This window comes from Psychromonas ossibalaenae ATCC BAA-1528, assembly GCF_000381745.1.
Lineage (GTDB): Bacteria > Pseudomonadota > Gammaproteobacteria > Enterobacterales > Psychromonadaceae > Psychromonas > Psychromonas ossibalaenae.
The window spans coordinates 22,695-45,247 of sequence record NZ_KB907002.1 but is presented as its reverse complement, the minus strand read 5'-3'; the positions used below and the strand labels follow the sequence as shown (position 1 = coordinate 45,247).

The 22,553-nt window shown below is 41.9% G+C and carries 21 protein-coding genes and 1 riboswitch; of the genes, 17 read left to right on the top strand and 4 right to left on the bottom strand.

The genetic code is table 11. The features are described from left to right. Positions 1-41 precede the first annotated feature (41 nt). Positions 42-587, bottom strand: coding sequence for a cytochrome b (locus tag G327_RS24935; protein ID WP_019615847.1), 546 nt, complete (start codon positions 585-587; stop codon positions 42-44). 381 nt (positions 588-968) lie between these two features. After that, positions 969-1,220, bottom strand: coding sequence for a hypothetical protein (locus G327_RS0116185; RefSeq protein WP_019615846.1), 252 nt, complete (start codon positions 1,218-1,220; stop codon positions 969-971). Between the two features lie 824 nt (positions 1,221-2,044). On the opposite strand from G327_RS0116185, the gene G327_RS26170 reads away from it, so the two are divergent. The 9 genes from G327_RS26170 to G327_RS0116140 all read left to right on the top strand — a co-directional run bounded on the left by G327_RS26170 (position 2,045) and on the right by G327_RS0116140 (position 8,995). Further along, positions 2,045-2,905 carry a hypothetical protein gene (locus G327_RS26170; RefSeq protein ID WP_019615845.1) on the top strand — a complete coding sequence of 287 codons (861 nt, stop codon included), beginning with the start codon at positions 2,045-2,047 and terminating at the stop codon, positions 2,903-2,905. A gap of 129 nt (positions 2,906-3,034) precedes the next feature. Next, positions 3,035-3,325 carry a type 2 periplasmic-binding domain-containing protein gene (locus tag G327_RS0116175; protein ID WP_019615844.1) on the top strand — a complete coding sequence of 97 codons (291 nt, stop codon included), beginning with the start codon at positions 3,035-3,037 and terminating at the stop codon, positions 3,323-3,325. After that, entirely contained in the window at positions 3,294-3,803 is a 510-nt protein-coding gene (locus G327_RS0116170) for a substrate-binding periplasmic protein (protein WP_019615843.1), read from the top strand. Before G327_RS0116175 ends, G327_RS0116170 begins: the two co-directional genes overlap by 32 nt. A 236-nt stretch (positions 3,804-4,039) precedes the next feature. Beyond that, on the top strand, positions 4,040-4,258 hold the full coding sequence (locus G327_RS0116165) for a hypothetical protein (protein WP_019615842.1): 219 nt from the start codon (positions 4,040-4,042) through the stop codon (positions 4,256-4,258). 48 nt (positions 4,259-4,306) lie between these two features. Continuing rightward, positions 4,307-5,071 (top strand): TIGR01458 family HAD-type hydrolase, encoded by a 765-nt coding sequence (locus tag G327_RS0116160; protein ID WP_019615841.1) that lies wholly within the window; start codon positions 4,307-4,309, stop codon positions 5,069-5,071. Positions 5,072-5,469: 398 nt separating this feature from the next. Further along, the gene (locus G327_RS0116155; RefSeq protein WP_019615840.1) at positions 5,470-6,978 is read left to right on the top strand and encodes a sulfatase-like hydrolase/transferase; all 1,509 of its coding nucleotides are present in this window, start codon (positions 5,470-5,472) and stop codon (positions 6,976-6,978) included. Positions 6,979-7,080: 102 nt separating this feature from the next. Continuing rightward, positions 7,081-7,428 (top strand): YidH family protein, encoded by a 348-nt coding sequence (locus G327_RS0116150; RefSeq protein WP_019615839.1) that lies wholly within the window; start codon positions 7,081-7,083, stop codon positions 7,426-7,428. Further along, a complete protein-coding gene (locus tag G327_RS0116145) occupies positions 7,418-7,771 on the top strand; it encodes a DUF202 domain-containing protein (protein ID WP_019615838.1) in 354 nt (117 codons plus the stop codon). Before G327_RS0116150 ends, G327_RS0116145 begins: the two co-directional genes overlap by 11 nt. Beyond that, positions 7,772-8,995 (top strand): anaerobic sulfatase maturase, encoded by a 1,224-nt coding sequence (locus tag G327_RS0116140; RefSeq protein ID WP_019615837.1) that lies wholly within the window; start codon positions 7,772-7,774, stop codon positions 8,993-8,995. 29 nt (positions 8,996-9,024) lie between these two features. On the opposite strand, the gene G327_RS0116135 is transcribed toward G327_RS0116140, so the two are convergent. After that, complete coding sequence (locus G327_RS0116135) at positions 9,025-9,864, bottom strand: AraC family transcriptional regulator (RefSeq protein ID WP_019615836.1); 840 nt, start codon at positions 9,862-9,864, stop codon at positions 9,025-9,027. Between the two features lie 177 nt (positions 9,865-10,041). Continuing rightward, positions 10,042-11,277, bottom strand: coding sequence for a carbohydrate porin (locus G327_RS0116130; RefSeq protein WP_019615835.1), 1,236 nt, complete (start codon positions 11,275-11,277; stop codon positions 10,042-10,044). A 410-nt stretch (positions 11,278-11,687) separates the two neighbouring features. Between G327_RS0116130 and G327_RS0116125 the strand changes: the two genes are divergently transcribed. The 8 genes from G327_RS0116125 to glgX all read left to right on the top strand — a co-directional run bounded on the left by G327_RS0116125 (position 11,688) and on the right by glgX (position 22,528). After that, a complete protein-coding gene (locus tag G327_RS0116125; RefSeq protein WP_019615834.1) occupies positions 11,688-12,839 on the top strand; it encodes a glycoside hydrolase family 88 protein in 1,152 nt (383 codons plus the stop codon). A gap of 11 nt (positions 12,840-12,850) precedes the next feature. Further along, positions 12,851-14,629 carry a sodium:solute symporter family transporter gene (locus G327_RS0116120; protein WP_019615833.1) on the top strand — a complete coding sequence of 593 codons (1,779 nt, stop codon included), beginning with the start codon at positions 12,851-12,853 and terminating at the stop codon, positions 14,627-14,629. A gap of 162 nt (positions 14,630-14,791) precedes the next feature. Beyond that, entirely contained in the window at positions 14,792-16,549 is a 1,758-nt protein-coding gene (locus G327_RS24925; RefSeq protein WP_019615832.1) for a DUF4955 domain-containing protein, read from the top strand. 177 nt (positions 16,550-16,726) lie between these two features. Beyond that, a riboswitch (purine riboswitch) is annotated at positions 16,727-16,828 on the top strand. Positions 16,829-16,914: 86 nt separating this feature from the next. Next, positions 16,915-18,240 carry an NCS2 family permease gene (locus G327_RS0116110; protein ID WP_019615831.1) on the top strand — a complete coding sequence of 442 codons (1,326 nt, stop codon included), beginning with the start codon at positions 16,915-16,917 and terminating at the stop codon, positions 18,238-18,240. A gap of 14 nt (positions 18,241-18,254) precedes the next feature. Further along, a complete protein-coding gene (locus tag G327_RS0116105; protein ID WP_019615830.1) occupies positions 18,255-18,818 on the top strand; it encodes a xanthine phosphoribosyltransferase in 564 nt (187 codons plus the stop codon). A gap of 503 nt (positions 18,819-19,321) precedes the next feature. After that, a complete protein-coding gene (locus G327_RS0116095) occupies positions 19,322-19,522 on the top strand; it encodes a hypothetical protein (protein ID WP_019615828.1) in 201 nt (66 codons plus the stop codon). A gap of 192 nt (positions 19,523-19,714) precedes the next feature. Continuing rightward, positions 19,715-20,371 carry an isoprenoid biosynthesis glyoxalase ElbB gene (gene elbB / locus G327_RS0116090; protein WP_019615827.1) on the top strand — a complete coding sequence of 219 codons (657 nt, stop codon included), beginning with the start codon at positions 19,715-19,717 and terminating at the stop codon, positions 20,369-20,371. Between the two features lie 69 nt (positions 20,372-20,440). Then, entirely contained in the window at positions 20,441-22,528 is a 2,088-nt protein-coding gene (glgX, locus tag G327_RS0116085; protein WP_019615826.1) for a glycogen debranching protein GlgX, read from the top strand. Positions 22,529-22,553: the final 25 nt, after the last annotated feature.

Below are 22,553 nucleotides of genomic sequence, written 5' to 3'. Positions count from 1 at the left end.
TGTTTAAATTCAGTTAAATTGTGATTTATCCCGAGCCCAGCTTACTTATCAGGTCTGTAGGAGACCGCAGGACCAGCCATGCGGTGCATAATATTGTTTTTCTTTATAAAGTGATGATGCAGAGCCGCACCGGCATGCATCAAAACAAGCAATGCAAGAAACGCACAGCCAAACCTATGCACTAAAAAGAAGAAATCATTAATTTCAGGGTTACTGATCATATTTTCGACTGGAAATAACCAGAAGAAAGAATAGTCATACTTTACCATTAAGAATCCGCTGGATAATACGATGAACATCAGAAAATAAAGCAGTGAGTGCACCAGCTTAGCAATGCTGTGTTGGTGCGTTCGGATTTGCTGCGACTCCACTAACGGCTGACGAAAAAATTTCCATATATAACGAATAATATAAAGTCCGCTGGCTGCGGTTGCTAGTGACATATTAACTACTGACAAAAAATGGAATATTTTAGGGTGTGAATCTATCACTAAATGCATAGCGTAGCCTGCAAATGATGCATATATTATTACAATTGCCATAACCCAATGAAGTGCTCTAGATAATATATCGTAATGTGTATTCATAGTATTTATTCATCCTTTTTGTATATCACATAGGCCACTACCCAATAGGAGGTGTTATTGTGATGTTATACACTAAGGGGATTGCGTGAACAATGTACAGATAGAAGGTTGATCATTGTTTTGTATGTATTTTATCGTAAAAAATAAATTGAATGATTTCTTTAACTCAACTTGGCAAAACAAAGTCATTCACACATATGTATTGTTATATTTTCTATGTTTGAGGCTGGCTTTTGCCCTGCTGGTTTATGTAGTTGTTTCTTGAAGCTGGAAAACCTGCACTAGCAATAAAGACAGGGATGCTGTAACTAAAATATGTTAAAGCAGCTCTGTCCTTAGGTTATAGCGCTATACCTTCTGCTTTCAGGTACAGCGCTAGTTTTACGTGGGGAACTTAATCTGCTGCAGACGTCTTAGATGACGCACTGTTCTAGCTGCGCGATCATTGGCTAAATAAGTGGTCTGCAGTGCATAACCCTGGTTATCAAGACCGATATCTTTGAGCATATGGGCGCTGGCATAAAATGGTTCGAACTTTGCTCTGCGATAACCACTACGGATCCGTTGTGATTCAGTGTAGATGTCAATTTTAATTAATAACGCGGCAAGTTTTAGGTAGATTGATTGAGACATAATATCTCTCCTCTTTTTGAGTTTAAAAGAGGGACGCAGATAAAAAGCAGTTTTTACAAAAAGAGATGTTTACTTAATGAGCCGCTTTCTATCCGCGGCCCAAAGTTATTTTAGGTGACGGATCTATTGCTTATATAACCCCTTAACTGCGCACAGAGTACGGGCCTTAAAGGTAGAGTTACAAGAACGCAACGTGTTTGTAATGTTTAAGTGAATCATGTTGCCTCCTTTGTTTATCAGCAATAAATCTAAAATAATGAGAAGTAACTAAGTGAGTAAACTTTCCGTCACTTAATTACGCTTTGAATCTTAACCACTTATGTAGAATAATCAAGTGTTAAATTATATATATTTTACATTTTTTTCGTTTTGTCTTTCCTACTGCATAATCTTCGTTTCATTGGTTTATACCCGTTATCATTCAAGATGCAAAAATCAGCAAGCCGAGAGGTGAACAGGTTCTAGGCGTGAAGGTGAAGATCTAACGGGTTAAATCGAGACTTCACAACAAAGAAGATGTTTGTCTCTCGGCTTGCCCCGTGGGTCACTAGCTCGAAAGCCAATACTGCGTTGCAACCTTCGATAAGGGCTAGCTATTTAAGGATTAAAGTCTTTATTTTAATCCTACCGATAGAGGATTAACGAAGTTAATCGCTCGAAAGGTCATCGTGTTGCGCCTTGTCTTGGTGTCCGAGCTAGCGACTGATAAATGCATTTTGATTGGTAACGGGTATTTTTTTGGTTATTTCAATTCATTTATTATAACAATTTGTTCTTAAATCCGTCTGCCCGCCGGCCGATAGCCTAGGGAGGAGGAGTTTGTTATGGATGTTTCAACCTTAGCCCTAAATGTGCAGTCCCTTAATGACTTTGCATTTCAGCCCGATTCACAGCCGCTGACCTCTGCTGCAGGAGCTGAGAATATCGCTGATTATCCGACAGAGATTACTTTACAGGCAGAGCTGCTGGTAATGAAACTGCTGATAGAGCATATGACAGGTAAAAGAATCGAGCTGTCTGAAAACAGCCCTAAACCCGAAAACAATGTATCTGTAGTGCAGTCAACCAGCGTGTCGACGTTAAACGTACATGGTCAGGTAGAGTCTCTGGAGGGACAGTCTGCAGCGCTTGATTTCGAAATAACGAAACAGCTTAACGTGAATATGTCTCGCCGTGAACTGCAGATCAATGAAACCTCTGAACAGCAGCTGACTGATCCGCTGGTAATCAATCTTAGCCGTGAGTTTGCCGATCTGGACAGTGCTAAATTTTACTTTGATCTTGATGCTGACGGAGATAAAGACTGGGTGCCTAAACTGGCTGCCGGCTCGGCATTTATTGCATTGGATAATAACGGCAATGCACAGGTTGATGACGGCTCGGAGTTATTCGGTCCGCAAAGCGGTAATGGTTTTGTAGATCTGGCAAAGTATGATGAAAACTCGGATCAGGTTATTGACAGTCAGGACAGCGTATATGCGCAGTTGAAAGTCTGGCGCCCCGGCGGGGAGCTGCTGGCGGTAGCTGATGTCGGTATATCTTCTATTTCACTGCAGGCGGTACAAGATGTACGGGAATATCGGGATGAACAGGGACGCTTGTTGGGTATGGCTCAGAAAAGTGCTGAATTTACCCGTGAAAATGGTAGTGCCGGGCGAGTTCAGCATATTGATATGATGATCTGATAACTGCCTTATTCAAACTGATTACAATTGTCTTGCTTGAATTATGGATGTCTGCCTTTATGGCAATAATTGCGTCTATACTTTTATCTGTCAGCCCTTTTTTTATACTTTAAGCTCAGAGAGAATATGATGAGAAAAATAATTTTTTTCGTATTGTTTATGCAGCTTGCCATGACTGCATATGCCCGGAATATTATCAAAGTTGCCAGCGGCGAGTGGCCGCCGTTTTCCGGTGAAAACTTAAAACACGGCGGTTTTTGCGGTCATGTAACTACAGAGGCTTTTAAGCTGGCCGGCTATCAAACACAGATCAAATATTATCCCTGGAAACGGGCGTTAAGTGTCACCGAAAATGCCGTTTCGGATGTTACTCTGTGCTGGATAAAAAGTGCAGAGAGAAAAATCATTTATTTTTTCTGACTCTATGATAACTCAGAAGAAAGTGTTTTTTTATAAAAATGATGTTGTTTTCGACTGGTCTTCAATTGCAGATTTAAAAGGTTACAGCATAGGTATAGTGAACGGTTATTCCTATGGAGAGATGTTTGAGCAGGCAATCAAAGATAAAACACTGCGCACAGAAACGGTGACCAGTGATCATCAGAATATCAAAAAACTCATGCTGGATCGGGTAGATTTAATTATGGTGGAGATGGTGGTGGGATACACAATATTAAATAATTCATTTGTACGATCTAAAGCGCAGATGATAACTAACCATCCTAACCCGGTCTATGAGTCCGAATATCATTTAATGATCTCTAAGAAGCTGCCGTCTCATGAACGTCAGAAAATTCTGACGGATTTTAATAACGGCCTGAAAGTGCTTAAGGAGTCAGGAAGGTATCAGCAGATGTTTGATGCAATGCTGCTCGGCGACTATGAAAATGAGCAGTGAAGGCGGTTAACTCTCTTTGTTCCCTGTTTAGAAATGCTGGTTATAAGGTAACTCTGTTTAAACCAAATTACTCTATAAGCTTATATATAACTGTTTACGGCCGATAAAGATATATAGAAAGCTTATTAATACCAGTCCGTTTATGCAGGAAATACCGTCCGGGAAATACAGCTTAATAACTTTTCAATCAACACAGCTGCCCGAGTATTTATACGTATTGGTATAAAGGGGGAGTTATGAAAAATGGAACTAAATACCAGCAGCTGCACAATAATACCCGAGTTGCTATCGCATTATTATCTTTTGTCGGCCTGCTTGTCGAAGGGCCTTTGTCGGATTTTCTGGTCATGCTGGCAATTATTTTGTGGTTATGGCAGCCGGAACTGTCTAGGTATTTTCTGCATGCGGTCAAGAAATATAAGCAGACAGTCCGTCATCAAACTGTGCATTTCTAGTATATTTGTTTCTATACTGTAGGCAGGCTTGTTAGAGGGACAGCAGTTATGATAAAAGCTCTTTTCATTGACTTAAGCGGCGTGCTGTATACCGGAAGTAAAGCGATATCCGGAGCCGCAGATGCACTTGACAAGGCTAGGCAGAGCGGCCTGCACCTGCGCTTTGTTACCAATACTTCGCGTTTAACACGCCGGCAGATTTTAACTGATTTAAAAGCGCTGGGGTTTGTACTCCCGGCTGCAGAGCTGTTTACAGCACCTGCTGCTGCTCACGCCTGGCTGCGGCAAAAACAGCTGCGTCCTTTCTGCCTTATCCATCAGAATATTCAAAGTGAATTTTCCGACCTTATACAGAGTGAGCCTAATGCGGTCATTATTGGTGATGCCGAGCAGGATTTTTGTTATGACAAATTGAACCGCGCTTTTCAGTTATGCCAGCAGGGGGCGCCTTTACTGGGTATCGGCTGTAACCGCTATTTTAAATTAGATGAACAGCTGTTAATGGATGCCGGTCCGTTTATCAAAGCGATTGAGTATGCCGCATCAACCCGCGCGGTTATATTAGGGAAACCCAGTGCTGATTTCTTCATGCAGGTACTTGCATCAACTGATCTGCAGGCGGATCAGGTTTTAATGATCGGTGATGATATCTACGGTGATGTTGAAGGGGCAGTGCAGGCCGGACTGCAGGGCTGTTTAGTACATACGGGAAAATACCAGCCGGGTGATGAATACAAAATCAGCCTGGCGCATATTAATGCAGACTCATTTGTTGAAGCGGTAGATTATGCAGTTTCACAGCGGGGTAGTTAACAGCAGAACCGAAATGTTCTACTCATTTATGTTTGTTACAATGAATGTCGCGATTTCATCCATTTTTCTACACATGATTAACATTCAAACGTTATTCACATTCAGGCCCGTTGTTTAGTGCTTTCCTGACTTACAGGACTCCTATCAGCAGTGCCGTCATGCGTATTTCTCTTCCCGTAAGCTGTCCTGCAGATTATCAAACCAGTAACTTATATCCAGGTTCATTTTATTCATGTTATATGTATTTTATTCTATTCAATTAAGCGCTTAAAAAGTAAAAAATAGACTCATTAATAATAAAGCATACCTTCGATCGGGCGCAGGCACCATTTCTCAGAGACTGCGCGGATGGAAAGCATTTTATCAAACGACTTAGTTAAATCAATCCAGGTGTAATCATGACAAAACCAAATATCATTTTAATCATGACTGATACGCAAGCGACCAATATGGTGGGCTGTTACAGCGGCAGGGCGCTTAATACAAATAATATTGATAAGTTAGCGTCAAAGGGAATTCAGTTCAATTCTGCCTATACTTGCTCTCCAGTTTGTACTCCTGCACGCGCGGGATTATTTACAGGCATTTATGCTAATCAGTCCGGGCCGTGGACAAATAATGTAGCCCCGGGTAAAAATATTTCATCAATGGGGCGTTATTTTAAAGATGCCGGATATCAGACCTGTTATATCGGAAAGTGGCACCTTGACGGTCATGATTATTATGGGACAGGCGAGTGTCCCGATGAATGGAATTCAGAGTACTGGTATGACGGTGCCAACTATTTAGCGGAGCTTAGCGAGCAGGAAATTGCTTTGTGGCGCAATGGACTTAACAGTGTTGAAGAGTTATTGGAAAATGATATAGGTAAAGAATTTACCTGGGCGCACAGGATAAGCAACCGGGCTGTCCGTTATCTAGATCAGACTGAAAATGATAAACCTTTCCTGTTAGTGCTTTCCTATGACGAGCCTCACCATCCGTTTACCTGCCCCGTTGAATATATCGAACGTTTTAAAGATTTCAGCTATGACCTGGGCGAGAAAGCATTTGATACCTTGGAAAATAAACCTGAGCACCATAGGTTATGGGCAGAAGCGATGCCTAGTCCCGTGGGTGATGACGGTTTGTATCGTCATCCTTTATATTTCGGCTGCAACGATTTTGTTGATGATGAAATAGGCCGTGTAATTGATAATCTGGATCAGTCAGAAATCGAAAACACCTGGGTTGTTTATACTTCTGATCACGGTGAAATGATGGGGGCGCATAAGCTGATCAGTAAAGGTGCCGCTATGTATGATGACATTACTAAGATTCCGTTGATTGTCCGCCCGCCTGAAGAAGCGCAGCAGCACTCTCAGATTAATTCTCCGGTCAGTCATATTGATATTCTGCCGACATTAATGAAATTAGCAGAGATTGAACAACCGGAGATGCTGCCCGGCGGTGATCTGCTGACTATTGATGACCAGCAGCACAGTGAGCGGGGTATTATGGTGGAATTTAATCGTTATGAAATTGAGCATGATAGTTTCGGCGGCTTTATTCCGGTACGCTGCTGGATAGAGAATCGCTATAAATTAGTCATCAATCTGTTCAGCAGCGATGAACTGTACGACCGTCATAATGATCCTGATGAGATGAACAATCTTATTACATCGCGGCAGCATGCGCAGATACGCAATAATATGCATGATCGATTATTAGATTATATGGATCATATACGCGATCCGTTCAGAAGTTATCAATGGGCAAGTCGTTCCTGGAGAAAGGAAATAATGCCACGCTGGATGGGGGCTTTTCGGCCGCGTCCGGATGATGGTTATTCTGCAGTGGTGCGTGACTATGATACGGGAATGCCGACTAAAGGCACTAAAATTGAGCAGAAACTGCAGAAGTTTTAATGCGTTCTTACCTGCAGGTATACAGGCGGCTGCTGTTTTGGCGCTGATAATTATTATAGAGCACCGCCGATGCGGCGGAGTATTGCACAATTGAGGAAATATATGAAATGGATCCATGAAGGTGAATCACCTGATTACAGATTTTCATTAGCAAATGAACGGACCTTTCTTGCCTGGATTAGAACGGCACTGGCATTTTTAGCCGCCGCCATCGGGCTGGATCAGTTAGCGCCGCATTTGGCCGGGCCGGCTGCTGGCGAAATTATTTCTCTTACCTTGTGTATATTTGCTGCAGTCGTAGCCTTGTATGCTTATATGCGCTGGGCTGCGAATGAGAAAGCGATGCGCTATAAAACCGACTTGCCATATACTGGTTTTCTTAGAGTAATTAGTCTGTTTATGGTTATTACTGCCGTTGTAATTATGTTGTTTATTACCTATGCCGGCTAGCCGTACTGCGAGACGTATTGATGATCCGGGGCTGCAGCCGGAAAGAACGTCGCTTTCCTGGTTTCGGACATTTTTTGTTGTGATCATAGTGGCTGTCGTACTTTTCAGAGCTGCTTTTTACAATAACAGCTATGCCTTAAGCTGCGCGGCCGCCGCTTTACTGTTTAGTAATATTACCGTTTATGTGTATGCCTGTAAGCGTCGCCTTATGGATATAAAAAATAAGCTGAGCAGCGGCTGCTCGGTGACAACTAAAAGCCTGCTCAGTTTTTCTATTGTGTTGAGTGCACTTGTTTATGCCGGTATTAAAGTCAGCAGGATTTTCCAATTAGTAAGTTTATAGATGAATAATGATATTAAAAACGGCTGTCATGTGATGGCAAAGCCAACTGGCTCTACCTGTAATTTAAACTGTACCTATTGTTTCTATTTAGAAAAACATAAGCTATATCGCGAATCTTCGAAGCAGTTTATGGATCAGTACACACTGGAAAATTACATTCGTCAGCATATCGAGGCGCAGTCTGCTGATGTTGTTGAGTTTGCCTGGCAGGGAGGTGAACCAACACTGGCAGGGTTAGCCTTTTATAAGAAGGCTGTCGAACTACAGAAAAAATATGCCGGCAGGAAACAAATTCACAATAACCTGCAGACCAACGGTATAATTATTGATGATTTATGGTGTCAGTTTTTTAAAGAAAATAACTGGCTGATCGGCATATCTATTGACGGTCCAATGGAGCTCCATGATATTTACCGCGTCAACCGCAGTGGTAAAGGCTCACACCAGAAGGTGATAAAAGCTGTCACCCTGCTTAAATATTATCAGATAGAATTTAATATACTGGCAGTTATTAATAATCATAATGTTAAACATCCGCAAAAGGTATACAACTACTTAAAATCGCTGGGAACAGCACATATTCAGTTTATCCCGCTTATTGAAAGAGAAAACAGGAATGCACCAAGTCATGAGCTTCGTCTGATTAGCCCCGGTTTTCAGCCGCTAAGTTATGTGACATCCTGGTCCGTTGAAGCAAAAGCTTACGGACAGTTTCTCGCTGATGTTTTTACTGCCTGGGTTGAAAAGGATATAGGCCGGGTATTTATACAGCTTTTTGATTCGCTATTAGGTGTCTGGTGCGGCTATCCTGCTCAGATGTGTTCTTTTAGTGAACGCTGCGGACATGCTTTTGCTCTTGAAGCAAATGGCGATATTTATAATTGTGATCATTACGTTTATCCAGAACATAAGCTCGGTAATATCAATGAGACAAAAATAATTACAATCAATAATAGTGAACGGGCAAAGCAGTTTGCAAATGATAAAAAGCTTAATTTATCGACTGACTGTCATTTTTGTCCTTTTCTTAAGGTGTGCCATGGAGGATGTCCTAAACATCGTTTTATAGCCTCATCCAGTGGACAGAAAAATCATAATTATTTCTGTGAGGGTTATAAGATATTTTTCACCCGCAGTGCACCTTATATGAAGTTAATGAGAAATTTAATTAACCGGGGAATTTCGCCTGCTGAATTAATGAACATGACTGTACAACGAGAATAACCGTTGTTGTAAACTTCAAAACGGACGTGTTAAACGTCACTTTTCGGCTCTGCTGTACCGTCTTTTTCTATCTGCGATGGACAGGTGCCGAAACGGCTTTTAAATGTTCTACTGAAATGAAAGCTGTCGTTGAACCCCAGTTCATAAGCAGTACGCTTTACGCTGTATCCTCTTTTAGTGAGCATTGACAGGCTGGCATCCATTTTCAGCTTGGAGTAATACTGTTTTGGTGTGAGGTGTACATGCTTCAGAAATAGTTTTCTTAAGTACTGCTGCGTGTAACCAGACTCCTGGGCAAAGTCTGTTACTTTGCAGTTTTCGCCGATACGTGTGCTCATAATGGCAAGCACATCGGAAACAATTTTTTCCTGACTGCTCATGGACTGGTTTTCTTTACTGAGGCTTATCCATTTATAAAACAGGTATCCGAAACCTGCAACAGCGGTATTTCTTTTGATTTCATCTTCAGATCTAATGAATTCTTTAATTTCATTAAGAATCTGCGGATACTGCTCAGTGGTTAAGAAAATCTGCTGTTCAAAAGGGATATGTGCAACTCCGTTGGTCATAAATTCAAACCAGTTTAATTCCCAGAATAAGCCGTTGGTTTTATATCTTTTGATCTGCTGGCAGTCCAGAAAAATAATGCTCGGACCTGATAATATGAGTTTTTTTCCATTTTTTAATTCAATACTGCCGCTGCCTTGAATAGTATAGACAGCTACTACGGCATTTTTAACCATGGGAATTTTTCTGTCTTTAGGCCAGTTTATTGAATAGTGTTTGTCTGCGTAAATATCCCACATAGCGCGTAACGTTATACCGCAGGATTCGATGGCCCTATTAATTAACAGAGGTGCATTTTTCATGATGATGTGATCCTCTTATAAAACAGCTGAATAGAAAAAACGCCGTTTAACAAATTACTTTAATATCTGCCGATCTGCAAGAAATGGAAAAACATTGCCGTGATAACATTAATCAGGAACGGTGCTTTACTGTCGGCAGACGCCCTGATTAATATTTCTTGTATCAGCTGACTTCTATTACCACCAGGCTTCAACCTGTGCGCCCACATTAACTTCTGAGTTTTTACCTGTGCCGAATCTGTCTTGATCTCCCTGATCATTGAGATAACTCACAAAAAGGCGCAGCTCAGGGCGGGACCAGAAGCCGCCGGCTGGAGACCAGGCTTGTGCAAGTGTGACTTTAGATCCGGATGAATCGATATTATGTCCATCGGTTTGATCAAAATACCCTAATTCTACCATGGTTTTATTTTGTGTATCCCAGTTAAATTGAGGTCGGGCAACGATAGAAAAGGTTGTTTTATCATCATGTTGACCTGCTGTAATTTCGTTTATTGAAGAGGTGTAATACACTGAATGAGCCACTTTAAATTGTTCAGATATATTCACCAGGCCGAAGTTCATTATACGGTAAGCTGAAGAATCACTTTCTGCTTCAGCATAATAGCTTTTCCCTGCATGGTCGTTAAACAAGGCTTCCGAAAAACCGTTTGTTCCATACTGAAAAACACCGCTATTACTTCCCCATGAAAATTTATGAGTTAATAAACCGGTGATTAACTGACCACTTTCTACCGATCCGGTAAAGTCACTGGATTCGTTAGGCATCGCGTAGTCCAGGCCTACTTCAAAAACCGCATTGTTCCATAAACCTGCTTTATAACGAATATCAAATATATTAACGTTCAGATTTCCATTGCTTGTTCCGTCATCAGCGACGGCTGCGCGGTCAGAGCGAATGGCCGAGGTTGACAGTAGACCTGAACCTAGCGGTATATAGTCAATTCCCAGTCCGGTACCGGAAACATTCCAGAAGTATGTGTCAATAATATGGTTATCATGGCGCTGATTGTAGCGTTTACCTATCCATGCAGTTGCTTCTGGTAAAGAAGGAAATATACCTTTAACCGCGACATTCAGCTCCTTAATCATAAAGTTGGTATCTTCATTCGATATCGACTCCCAGTCATTCGCTCCGTCTGATTGATAAATAAAGCGTGTTTGTAAGTATACTGACTGCTCAGCACTATTATACAGCTCTGTTCCAGCCCCTAATGCCGTATAGATATCATCTTCGTTGCCTAAGCGTCCCACTTTTTGCTTTTCATAGGAAACCATAGCCCCGCTGTTTTGACTGGATCCTGTACCTGCCCGCATATAACCGGAGAAATCGACAGTCGATGCGAATACAGTGTTACCAGAAACTAGTAATGGAAGCGCGGCAAAATAAAAGGGTAGTTTTGAACTTGACATATGACACAGTACTCCTTGGGTTAAGTTTGACTGGCATCATAATGTTTAAATAAAACATGGGAATGTAGAAAAAAACAATCGTGATGTACAAAATGAATGTCAGTTTCTTTGTTTGTTTTTATTGTGCATTGCCCCGCAAAATAGCGCTGCAGCCATCTTTATTATACAAAGGAAGACACCTGTCACGTTATCTGACAAAAAAACTGTTTTTATATTTTAAGTTTCATTTTGTTCATCTGGTAGAGTGTTTTTATCATGGATAGAGAGCCGCTGATTGCTGAGAATGCTTAAAAGTTTTCAACTGAACTGACTGCGATATTATTTAAGCTCTCTATTTGCTGATAAATAATCATCTGCAGTTAACGTCCAGTTCGATATTTTATTTTTTTCAATTGAGGTATTTGTCTGTTATGAATAAGTTGCCGCCACGCCATTATGAAAAGCGTCAGTTCGAAGAGCATCTGCAAAAGGTCGTTAATTTTACTGAAAGTAACATTAGTAAAATTGGTATTAATAATCCCAAAATAGGAGATGAGAATTTACAATATACATACTGCGGGGCTTCAGACTGGGTCTCGTCCTTCTGGACCGGGCAGTTGTGGTTATGCTATCAGCTGAGCGGCAAAGAAAGTTTTAAAAATAGTGCCGGGTTTCGTAAGGAGTATTTCAATGAACTGCTGAAAATGCCGGACTGTCACGACCATGATCTCGGATTTCAGTATTCTTTAAGCTGTGTTGCCGGTTACAAGCTTACCGGAGACAGTGAATATAAGCAGATGGCTATCCAGGCTGCTGACAGTTTATATATGCGTTTTCGTCGTATCGGCAAGTATATTGTAGCGTGGAATGAAACGCATATTCTTGGGCCTGAGAAAACGCAGGGTAAAGTTATTATTGATTCACTGCAGAATACAGCACTGCTTTTCTGGGCATCAGAGCAGAACCATTCTCCGGTACTGCGTAATGCGGCGCTAGCTCATGCACATACAATGGCTGAAAATATTGTGCGTGATGACTACTCAACCTACCATACTTATAACTTTGATCCTGTTACACAAAAACCGCTGCGGGGGGAGACATTTCAAGGTTATGCTGATGAGTCCTGCTGGGCACGCGGCCAGGCATGGGCAATTCATGGTTTTGCACAGACTTATATTTACAGCGGGGATGAGAAGTTTCTTGAACTGGCAAAAAATTTAGCCAGATATGCAATGCAGCATCTGCACCAGGATGCTGTGCCTATTTGGGATTATCTACTGCCTGAAGATCAAGTGCAGTATAAAGACAGCTCAGCCGGTGCTGTTACTGCTGCAGGTTTTATGCTTATTGCCGGTCTGTGTGAAGGAGAAGAAGCTGTTTTTTACGAGCAGTGGGCTATGCATTTAGTGAAAGGATTAATGGAACAGTGTGACTTGACCGATAACCCTGATGCCAAAGGGCTGTTGAATCACGGTGCTTCTTTTGTTGCAAAAGGCATGAGTGATAATCTACTTCCGTATGGAGATTACTATTACATGGAAGCGTTAATGCGCATCTGTGGTCATCAGCGTTACTTCTGGTAAGGAATTATATTATGGTCTCTACATATGATATTGGTGCAATTGTATTTTATTTTATTTTCATGGTGCTTCTTGGCATGGTGTTCCGTAAGCAGGTAGCTAATACCAGTGACTATTTTCGCGGGGGCGGTAAAATGCTCTGGTGGATGGGGGGCGCGAGTGCGTTTATGACTACTTTTAGTGCCTGGACATTTACCGGAGCGGCTGGAAAAGCGTATATTGACGGCTTTGCAATCATCTGGATATTTGTTTTTAATATTGTCGGCTACATCATCTGTGCACGCATTTTTGCGCCGCGTTTCAGGCAGATGAATGTTATTACCCCGATGGAAGCAATACGGCAGCGCTACGGTGCTAAAACAGAACGCTTTTATACCGTCATCTATATGATCACAGGTCTAATGGGCGGTGCAATTACTTTATATGCCGTTTCAATTTTTATCTCTGCAGTTTTAGGCTGGGATATTACCTACGCGATTATTATTACTGGTGGTGCAGTTGCATTGATGACGATTGCCGGCGGAGCGTGGGCTGTTGTTTCCAGTGACTTCCTGCAGGCGCTTTTGATAGTTGGTATTAGCGTTGTAACCTTTCTTGCAGTGCTTAATAATACTTCGGGGATCACTGAAATCACCGATCACTGGCAGGGTGCAGCCCTATGGACTGGTAACGGCATCTATTTTCAGGAGATTTTCCTGTTATGGGTGGGAGCGATATTGATTCAGCGTGTTATTGATATGAATAATATCGGTCAGTCAGTGCGTTTTCTTTGTGTAAAAGATTCGCAGCATGCTAGAAAAGCAGCCTATTTTACTGCTGGGCTATTTGCTTTCGGCAGTATTATGTGGTTTCTGCCGCCTATGTATGCAGCAGGTGCATATCCGGATCTTGCCGCTATGTACCCGCAGCTGGGAGAGCAAGCCGATCAGGCCGCCTATCTAGTGATTGTGCAGGAGTTATTACCTGCCGGTATGGTCGGATTAGTGGTTTCAGCGATGTTTGCCGCAACTATGTCTACCCTTGATTCGCGCATTAACTTTGTAACGGCTTCATATGTAAAGTCGATCTATAAACCAATGGTCAACAAAGAAGCTACTGAACAAGATGAACTGCGGGTCAGCAGGATAACAACGGGTGTTATGGGATTAATCGTCATTGCCTTTGCATTGTTTCTCAATGAACTGCGTGGAATCAGCCTGTTTTCAATTATGATTATATTTGCAGGTTTAGTAAATATCCCAATGATGATACCTCAGACACTGGGTATGTTTATCAAACGTACTCCTGACTGGGCCGGCTGGGCAACGGTTGTGTTTGGCTTTGTGGTCAGTATTATCAGCAATAACGTTTTCAATGCTCACTGGGTTTCACAAACGCTTGATGTCACCTTTAGCGGGCGTGAAATTGGTGACCTGGGGGTTGTTATTACCCAGTTTATGCACGCAGTTGTAACGGTTGCATTTTTCTTTTCGACAATGTTGTTTTATAAAAAACCTGTAGGTGAACGTTATCATGCCGTTGAGAAATTTTTTAAAAATCAAGTTACACCTATTACGTCAGAAAGTGGAATGGATGAATCAGATGTAATGCAGTGTAATATTCTCGGGCGTTTAACACTGATTTTCGGTGCAGTTATTTCCGCTTTTTACCTGCTGCCGGATAATGAATCGTCATATTATTTCTTAATCTGCGGATTCTTCATTCTCGGTATCGGTGCAATGATTTATCGGGCAGGAAATAATAAAAATATTGTTTCGGCTAAAAGCGGCCAACTGTTAACTAGTAGTCGTTAGCAGCTTCGAAACAGGTACAGTCTGGTTTATTGCAATGGGCTGTACCGCCGCCCCCATTCCTGCACAACTCTTATAAAAGAATTCAACGTTTAATGCCTGCATCTATATAAGTCTTTAAATAGGATTATGTAAATGCACCTGTCATAGAGTAAGGAGTTAATGATGAAAAAATATATAAATCCTTTGTGTACTGCATTTTGTATATTCGGTGCTGTCAGTAGTTATGCTGATATACCTGATGTCAGTGTAAAATCGCAAGCAGACACCTCCATTTACTGGACTAATTATGTAAATACACGAGACAGTAACGGTTTATATAACGGCGATCAGTCGATTGATCCGTCACTGGTGATGGCTGATTTTTCCTATGCCGGTTATAAAAACGGCGAGCAGCATTACCAGGATATTGACCGCAGTGACTACACTGAATATAACGTCAATGATTACGGCATTACAGCCGGCAGTACGGTCAGCAGTAAGGATAAGCTTAAAAAGCTTATCCATTTTATCGAGGAACGGAAAGCTTTAGACCCTGATCATAAAGCTATTCTTTATTTCCCGTCAGGCCGTTACATTATTAATGATGCACATGATATTGCCAAAATTGATCCCGAGGATCGCGAAGATATTCTACAGGTACAGCCGATTATTATCCGTATTAGTGATTTTATTATGAAAGGCGACGGGCCCGGTAAAACTATTCTCTATTCAGATGTTCATCTGCTGCCTGAAGATCCTGAAAAAAAATGGACAACACCTTACTTGATTCGTATTGGTGCTGAAACAAAAGATAAAACACCAGAGGTTAGCTCTGCTATCACATCAAGCCACTTAAGGGGTTCTACTTTTACTATTACAGTGGCCGACAGCAGCGGTTTTAAGGTCGGCGACAGTGTTGAATTAACAGGGGTAACCGACAGTATTAGTGCTGTTAATACGCTGATCAGCCCCTATCTGTTAGAACATCAGCCTCACGAGCCCGGAAATTATATCTGGACTAATTTAACGGAAAATACACTGCAGATTGAAAAACATATTATTGAGTCTATTGATGCGGATCGAATTACATTTACCGCGCCTTTGAATCATGAAATATCAGAGGAATATAGCTGGACGGCCAGCGTTATAAATTCCGTAACGAATATTGGTATTGAAGATCTTACCCTGCAGGGAAACTGGCAGGATGAGTTTATACATCATGAGGACGCTGTACATGACAGCGGCTATAGTATGCTTGAGCTGAGCAACGTCAATAACAGCTGGATAAATAATATTGAAGTTAAAGATTTTTCGCAGGCTGTAAACCTTAAAAATACCTTTAATGTTACCGCTGAAAATATTCAGCTTAACGGCAATCCCGGCCATAGTGCACTGGGCATGATGTACAGCAATAATGATTTAGCTGTTAATGTTGATGATACTGCCGCGACATGGCATGCTCCGGGAGTGTCAAAATACTCTATTGGTAATGTTTACCTTAATCTGCAGTTTGATGAAACTTCTGGAAATGATCTGCATGGCGAGCAGTCGATGTACAATCTGTTTGATAATATGAGCGGCGGTTTTGTTTACGGGCGCTGGGGAGCTTCATTAGCCAATCAGCCTAATCATCTGCAGGGGTTAGTTTACTGGAATCCTGAGAATCTCAGCAGCAGTAACAATAACGGATTTGAATTTATGCGCATTAATAACGAGTACGGTCGTATTATTATGCCCTATATTATCGGTATGACAGGTAATACGATGACTTATGCGACGCAGAAGGCCTATGCTGAAAACATGCATGAATTAGGTAAGGCACAATATGTTGATATGCTCCCTGAAACAGATCAGGCTTTTGTGGAAAGTATGGGCGAGTCTGTACTGCCGCTTTCCCTGTATCAGGCTCAGTTTGAGTACCGTAACAGCCTTGAACCATAGAGGATAAAAAAGAAACTTCAGTGCGCATGGTAAAGACTGTGATGTATTGGTTATCTTTATCGGCGTTTGAGTATAGTGCGCTGCAGCCCTTGTGCGCTGTGGCGTATGCGCAGTTTTTCAGCAGACATGTAATTCGAGAGTAATAATAATTGACAATTATTTCTGCACCATTAATATGCCCATCAAACAATGTGACGTTGTATAATCTTGGCGATATGGGCCATAAGTCTCTACTCTGATACCGTAAATTTCAGAACTACAATGGAACAGGTTAATTACTTGCCTCTTTTGCTTGTCTAATTTCCCTACCCAAGTTTTATACTTCGAAATATTGTCTCTTAAATAAACTATTATATGGGTTTTTAATGGACAAGTACTTCCTGCTTTCTGAGCGCGGCTCCACTGTAAAAAATGAAATGTACGCGGGGTTAATTACCTTTTTAGCGATGAGTTATATCTTAGCCGTTAATCCGGCTATTTTAGGCAGTATTGACGGTATAGACAAAGGTTCAATATTTACTGCAACTGCGGTATCGGCGGCACTGGCAACCTTCATTATGGGGGCATTTGCCAAGTATCCGATAATGTTAGCGCCGGGTATGTCAATGAACGGCTTCTTTAAAGCAATACTGCTCGGAGGCGGTATATCTCTGCTTTGGCATGAAGCACTTTTTGCTATTTTTCTGTCGGGCTGTATCTATCTGATTTTGAGTTTAACACCGGCTAGAAAGCTTATTATTGAAGCTATTCCTGAAGATCTCAAGCTGGGTATATCTGTCGGTTTAGGGCTTTTTGTTTCCTTTCTAGGGCTGAAAAATGCGGGCATTATTGTCAGTGACCCGGTTATTTTAGTCAGTTTAGGTGATGTTTATTCCCCTAAGGTATTTATCGCCTTAATCAGTATTTTTATTGCTGTCGGCTGTATGGTGCGGGATATAAAATTAGCCACGGTTATCTCTTTTCTGGCCGCTATTGTGTTAAGCCTGTTAAGTGATCTGTTTACCGGCAGCAATCTGATTTCTCTTCCCAGTCAGCTTGTTGCTATGCCGCCAAGTTTAGCGCCGACATTTGGTGCCGCCTTTGATTTCTCACATATGAGTATCCCTAAAATCAGCGATCTGATATTTCTGGTTATTATATTTTTTATCGTGGATTTCTTTGACGGTCTAAGCACCATTGTCGGGGTTGGTAAAGATGCGGGAATAATCGATAAGGACGGTAGAGTACCTAATGCAAAATCTGCACTTGTTGCTGATTCCGGAGGCACTATTATCGGCACGCTGCTAGGCACTACCTCCATCACCGCATATTCCGAATCTGCAGTCGCCTCATCATTAGGCGCAAAAACGGGTATCAGTGCATTAACGGTTGCCGCTTTATTTATTGTATCTGCTTTTTTGTTCCCGGTTTTTTCTATTTTTACTACCGCGATTGTGTCACCTGCGCTGGTAATTATCGGTATCTATATGATTAAAAACCTGGCTAATGTGCAGTGGCAGAAAAAAGAGTCTGCTGTACCGGTATTTTTTATTATGGTATTCAGTCTGCTTACCTTTTCGCCGGCTAACGGTATGGCTATGGGGTTTATCAGTTACTGTTTTGTTATGTTAGTTCAGGGTAAAGGTAAAGAAGTTCATTCGCTTATCTACTGCCTTGCCGCCTTGTTTATTGTTTATTTAGCACTTGCTTAACTTGGGAAATTAAAATGAATCTATTACAACAAACTATTCAGAAAAAAGGTAAATCGGTTAATAATACGGCACTTGATGCGAGTGACTTTTTAACTAAACAAGTTGATATAGAGCTGCTGGACTGGTGTGCCGAACAGCTGGCCGCCCACTTTAAATCTCATAATATCAATCGAATTCTAACCATAGAAAGCGGCGGTATTGCAATTTCAACATTAGCCGCACTAAAGCTGAATGTGCCGTTAGTTGTGATGAAGAAAAAGCGCAGTATTTTAGATACACAGGTTCTATTAACAACTTTCGTGCATAGCTTCACTAAGAACAGCACCTATGAATTAAACTGCAATGCACAGCATATTAATGCCGGTGATCGGGTTTTGTTTATTGATGATGTATTAGCGCACGGCAATGCGGTACAGGGCACACTTGATATTATTAAACTCGCTGATGCAAAGCTTGCCGGTGTCGGCATATTATTTGAGAAATCATTTCAGTCAGGACGAGATATGCTGGATCAGCAGGAGATTGAAACTCTGTCATTAGCTCAAATTACTTCACTAGATAACGGTATTCATTTCTAGTGCTGCCTTGCTGATTACAGCATTTTTCTGCCGGCTTAAATCCGACCTGTTTAAAGGCTGTAAAGGTCTATTTCGATCAAGGTCTGCAGCCTCGATGTTTCGCCTGACCATATTAATCATGGCAGGTGAAACATCATGTACTGCAGGAACAAGTTTTAGCTGCCGAGCACTGGTTATTTATGTTTTCGATAAATTTACCCGCCAAAAAAATATCTATGTCTTAGACTACATCAGCATGTTTGTTTTTTAATCAACAGCTTTTAGATGCGCTTTAACCCTCAGCATTAATCATAACTTCCTGAAATAAAATCCGTATGCCTCGCATTTTCATCAAATCAATATTAAATAATTAGAGCAGTGTCAAATTTACCGTTATATTAAATTGATACGATTGTTATGCACCAAGCAGAGGAACTTTGTTCTTTCTGTAAAACGGAGAAATATTCAGCAGCATGCTGAACAGTAATTTTTAAAAACTATAATAATGAAAAGAAGGATACGTTATGACAAAGGCTATTTCCTGCCCTGAATGCGGCAATAAAGTTGAAACATCCGGGAAAGTTGAATGCTTATGTGAGAAAGACTGGTGCTCCGGGCACCGATGCGGTTCTAAGTATATACCTCGTGACTATAGCTGCGAATGCGGCAGCCGCGGCATGACGGCCATCGCCAAACAGTATATTGAGCGCCATAGTAGAGATTAATCCCCCGGACAGGTATTCGTCGTTACCAGCGGCGGATACCGGCCCAGCAGACACATGTAGGTTCCGCCGTTTCGATTTGTTGTTATTCAGCCTTCTAATAAATTTAATCACATCTGATTTAACGTTTTAATATGTAATTGTCGCCAAGTCTGCCGTTTCCAGGCGGTTAAATAATTATAGGGGAAGTTGTAAATGAAAAATAAGGTAGCAGTAATTTTAGCCGGCTGCGGAGTATATGACGGCTCAGAAATCAACGAAGTTGTTTTAACACTTTTAGCACTTGAAGAGCAGGGGGCTGCCTATCAATGTTTCTCTCCTGATATCAATCTTTATCATGTTATTGATCATCTTAGCGGACAAGAGGTCAATCAGGTAAGAAATACATTATCAGAATCCGCACGCATAGTCAGAGGCAGGGTAAAAGCCTTAACTGAACTACAGCAGGATGAATTTGATGCGCTGATTGTGACGGGCGGTTTTGGGGTTGCTAAAAATTTATCTAATTATGCCGTTGCGGGCTGCGAATTTTCTATCAATGAACAGTTTGCAGAGGTTATGAGAGCTTTTAGAGATGCCTGTAAACCTGCCGGATATATGTGTATAGCCCCTGTACTTCTGCCGAAAATATACGATCATATTCAATGTACCATAGGGGAAGACCCGGCGACTGCGGAAGTGATTAACAGTCTTGGCGGCCGTCATGTCAGCTGTGCTGTTAATGATATTGTTGTTGATCAAAAGCATAAGGTAGTGACAACGCCTGCATATATGCTGGCTGACGGCATATTGAGCGCTAAGGGCGGGATAGATAAACTGGCTGCTGAAGTGATTTCGCTGGTTAATACCTAGAGGACAAACGGTACAGTTATAAGTTATCTTCTGCACTGAAACTAAAGACAGCTCAACTGGACAGAAAGTATGGTAAATGCTGACAAGTATGAATTATACCCAGGTAAAACCCATCCTATAGGTGTAAGTATCGATCGTGAGAGGGGCGGGGTTAATTTTTGTCTGTATTGTGATGAAAGCGTCACCTTTGTTGAGCTGCTTCTGTTTAATCTGCATGATGATCCAGAGCCGGATCAGATTATCCGCTTAGATCCACTCATCCACCGCAGTTTTTATTTCTGGCACATCTTTATCAAAGGTCTGCCGGAAAACAGCTATTATGCTTATCGTGTTGACGGTCCTAATCAGCCGCAAAATGGGCGTATTTTTGATAAGCATAAAGTCTTAATCGATCCCTATGCTAAAGGTATCAGCCGCAGTTTATGGCGGCGCGAGTTTGCCTGCTTACCCGGGAGCAATCTGCATACTTCAATGAGAAGCTGTGTTGTCCCCTTAACGGATTATGACTGGCAGGGTGATCGACCCGTTAATCATCCGCTTAATGAAAGTATCATTTATGAGATGCATGTGGGCGGGTTTACCCGGTCACCCAGCGCTAAAGTCAAACACCCGGGAACTTATGCCGGGTTGATCGAAAAAATTCCTTATCTTAAGAAGCTGGGTATTACGGCGGTGGAGCTGCTGCCGATATTTGAGTTTGATGACAGACACGCACGTTATGTTAACGGCCGTAAATTAGTGAATTACTGGGGGTACAGTACCGTAAGCTTTTTTTCACCGCATTCCGGGTATTGTGTCAACCCGCATGGGGCAAGGCCTGTTGACGAATTTAGAGATATGGTTAAAGCACTGCACCAGGCGGGTATCGGAGTGATTCTGGACGTTGTATTTAATCATACCGATGAGGGTAATCACCTCGGACCTGTGTACTCATTTAAAGGTCTGGCTAATGACAGTTACTATTTTTTAGTTGAACAGAGTAAAAAATTCTATTTCGATTATTCCGGCTGCGGCAATACCTTTAAGTGCAATCATCCTATCTGTGAAAAATTCATTATTGACTGTTTAGAGTACTGGGTTCGTGACATGCATGTTGATGGTTTTCGTTTTGACGAGGGCACGATTTTAGCGCGTGGCGAAAACGGTACTCTGCTTGCTCATCCGCCGGTAGTGTGGGGTATTGAATTGTCTGAAGCACTAGCAGAAAGCAAAATTATTGCCGAAGCATGGGATGCCGGCGGCGGCTATCTGGTCGGTTCTTTTCCCGGCCATCGATGGGCGGAATGGAACGGGATTTACCGCGATGATGTGCGTGAATTTGTGCGTGGAAAACCCGGTATGCTCGGCGTATTGGCTGCTCGGATATCCGGCAGTGCTGATATTTATCAGAATCAGAATGAACTGCCCAGCAACAGTATCAACTTTATAACCGCGCATGATGGTTTTACCCTGAATGATCTGGTTTCCTATAACCATAAGCATAATTTAGCCAATGGTGAAAATAACCGTGATGGTGCTGATCATAACAGAAGCTGGAACTGCGGTAGTGAGGGACCGACAAAGGATGAAAAGGTCAATGCACTAAGACAGCAGCAGATTAAAAATTTTGCGGCGGTTTTGATGCTTTCCAAAGGTGTGCCTATGTTTGCTGCCGGTGATGAAGTGTGCAGGACACAACTGGGTAATAATAATGCCTATTGTCAGGATAACGAAATATCATGGTTTAACTGGGATTTAGTTAAAGCTAATAAAAGCATGCTGCAGTTCTGGCAGCGCCTGATTGTTTTTCGTAAGTCTCATCCGCGCCTGTTTCGAGATCGTTTTTTTGACGGTGAAGTCAACCGGCGCGGTCTGGCGGATATTACCTGGCACGGCTGCCGGCTCGGTAAACCTGGATGGCATGATCCCCACGGATTAGCGCTGGCGATGACTTTAGGGGCACGGGAGGCCCATCAGGATATGCATATCATGTTTAATATGTACTGGTATACGCTCGAATTTGAACTGCCGCAGGTAAAGGGAAAGAAGTGGTATTGTGCTGTTAATACTGCGTTAGCCTCACCTGCAGATATTGCTGAAACAGGTAAAGAGAAGGAGTATAAAGGCGTCACTTTTAACGTAGATGCACGCAGCGTAGTTGTATTAATCTCACGATAGGATTATAGCTAGGGCGTTTAATTTC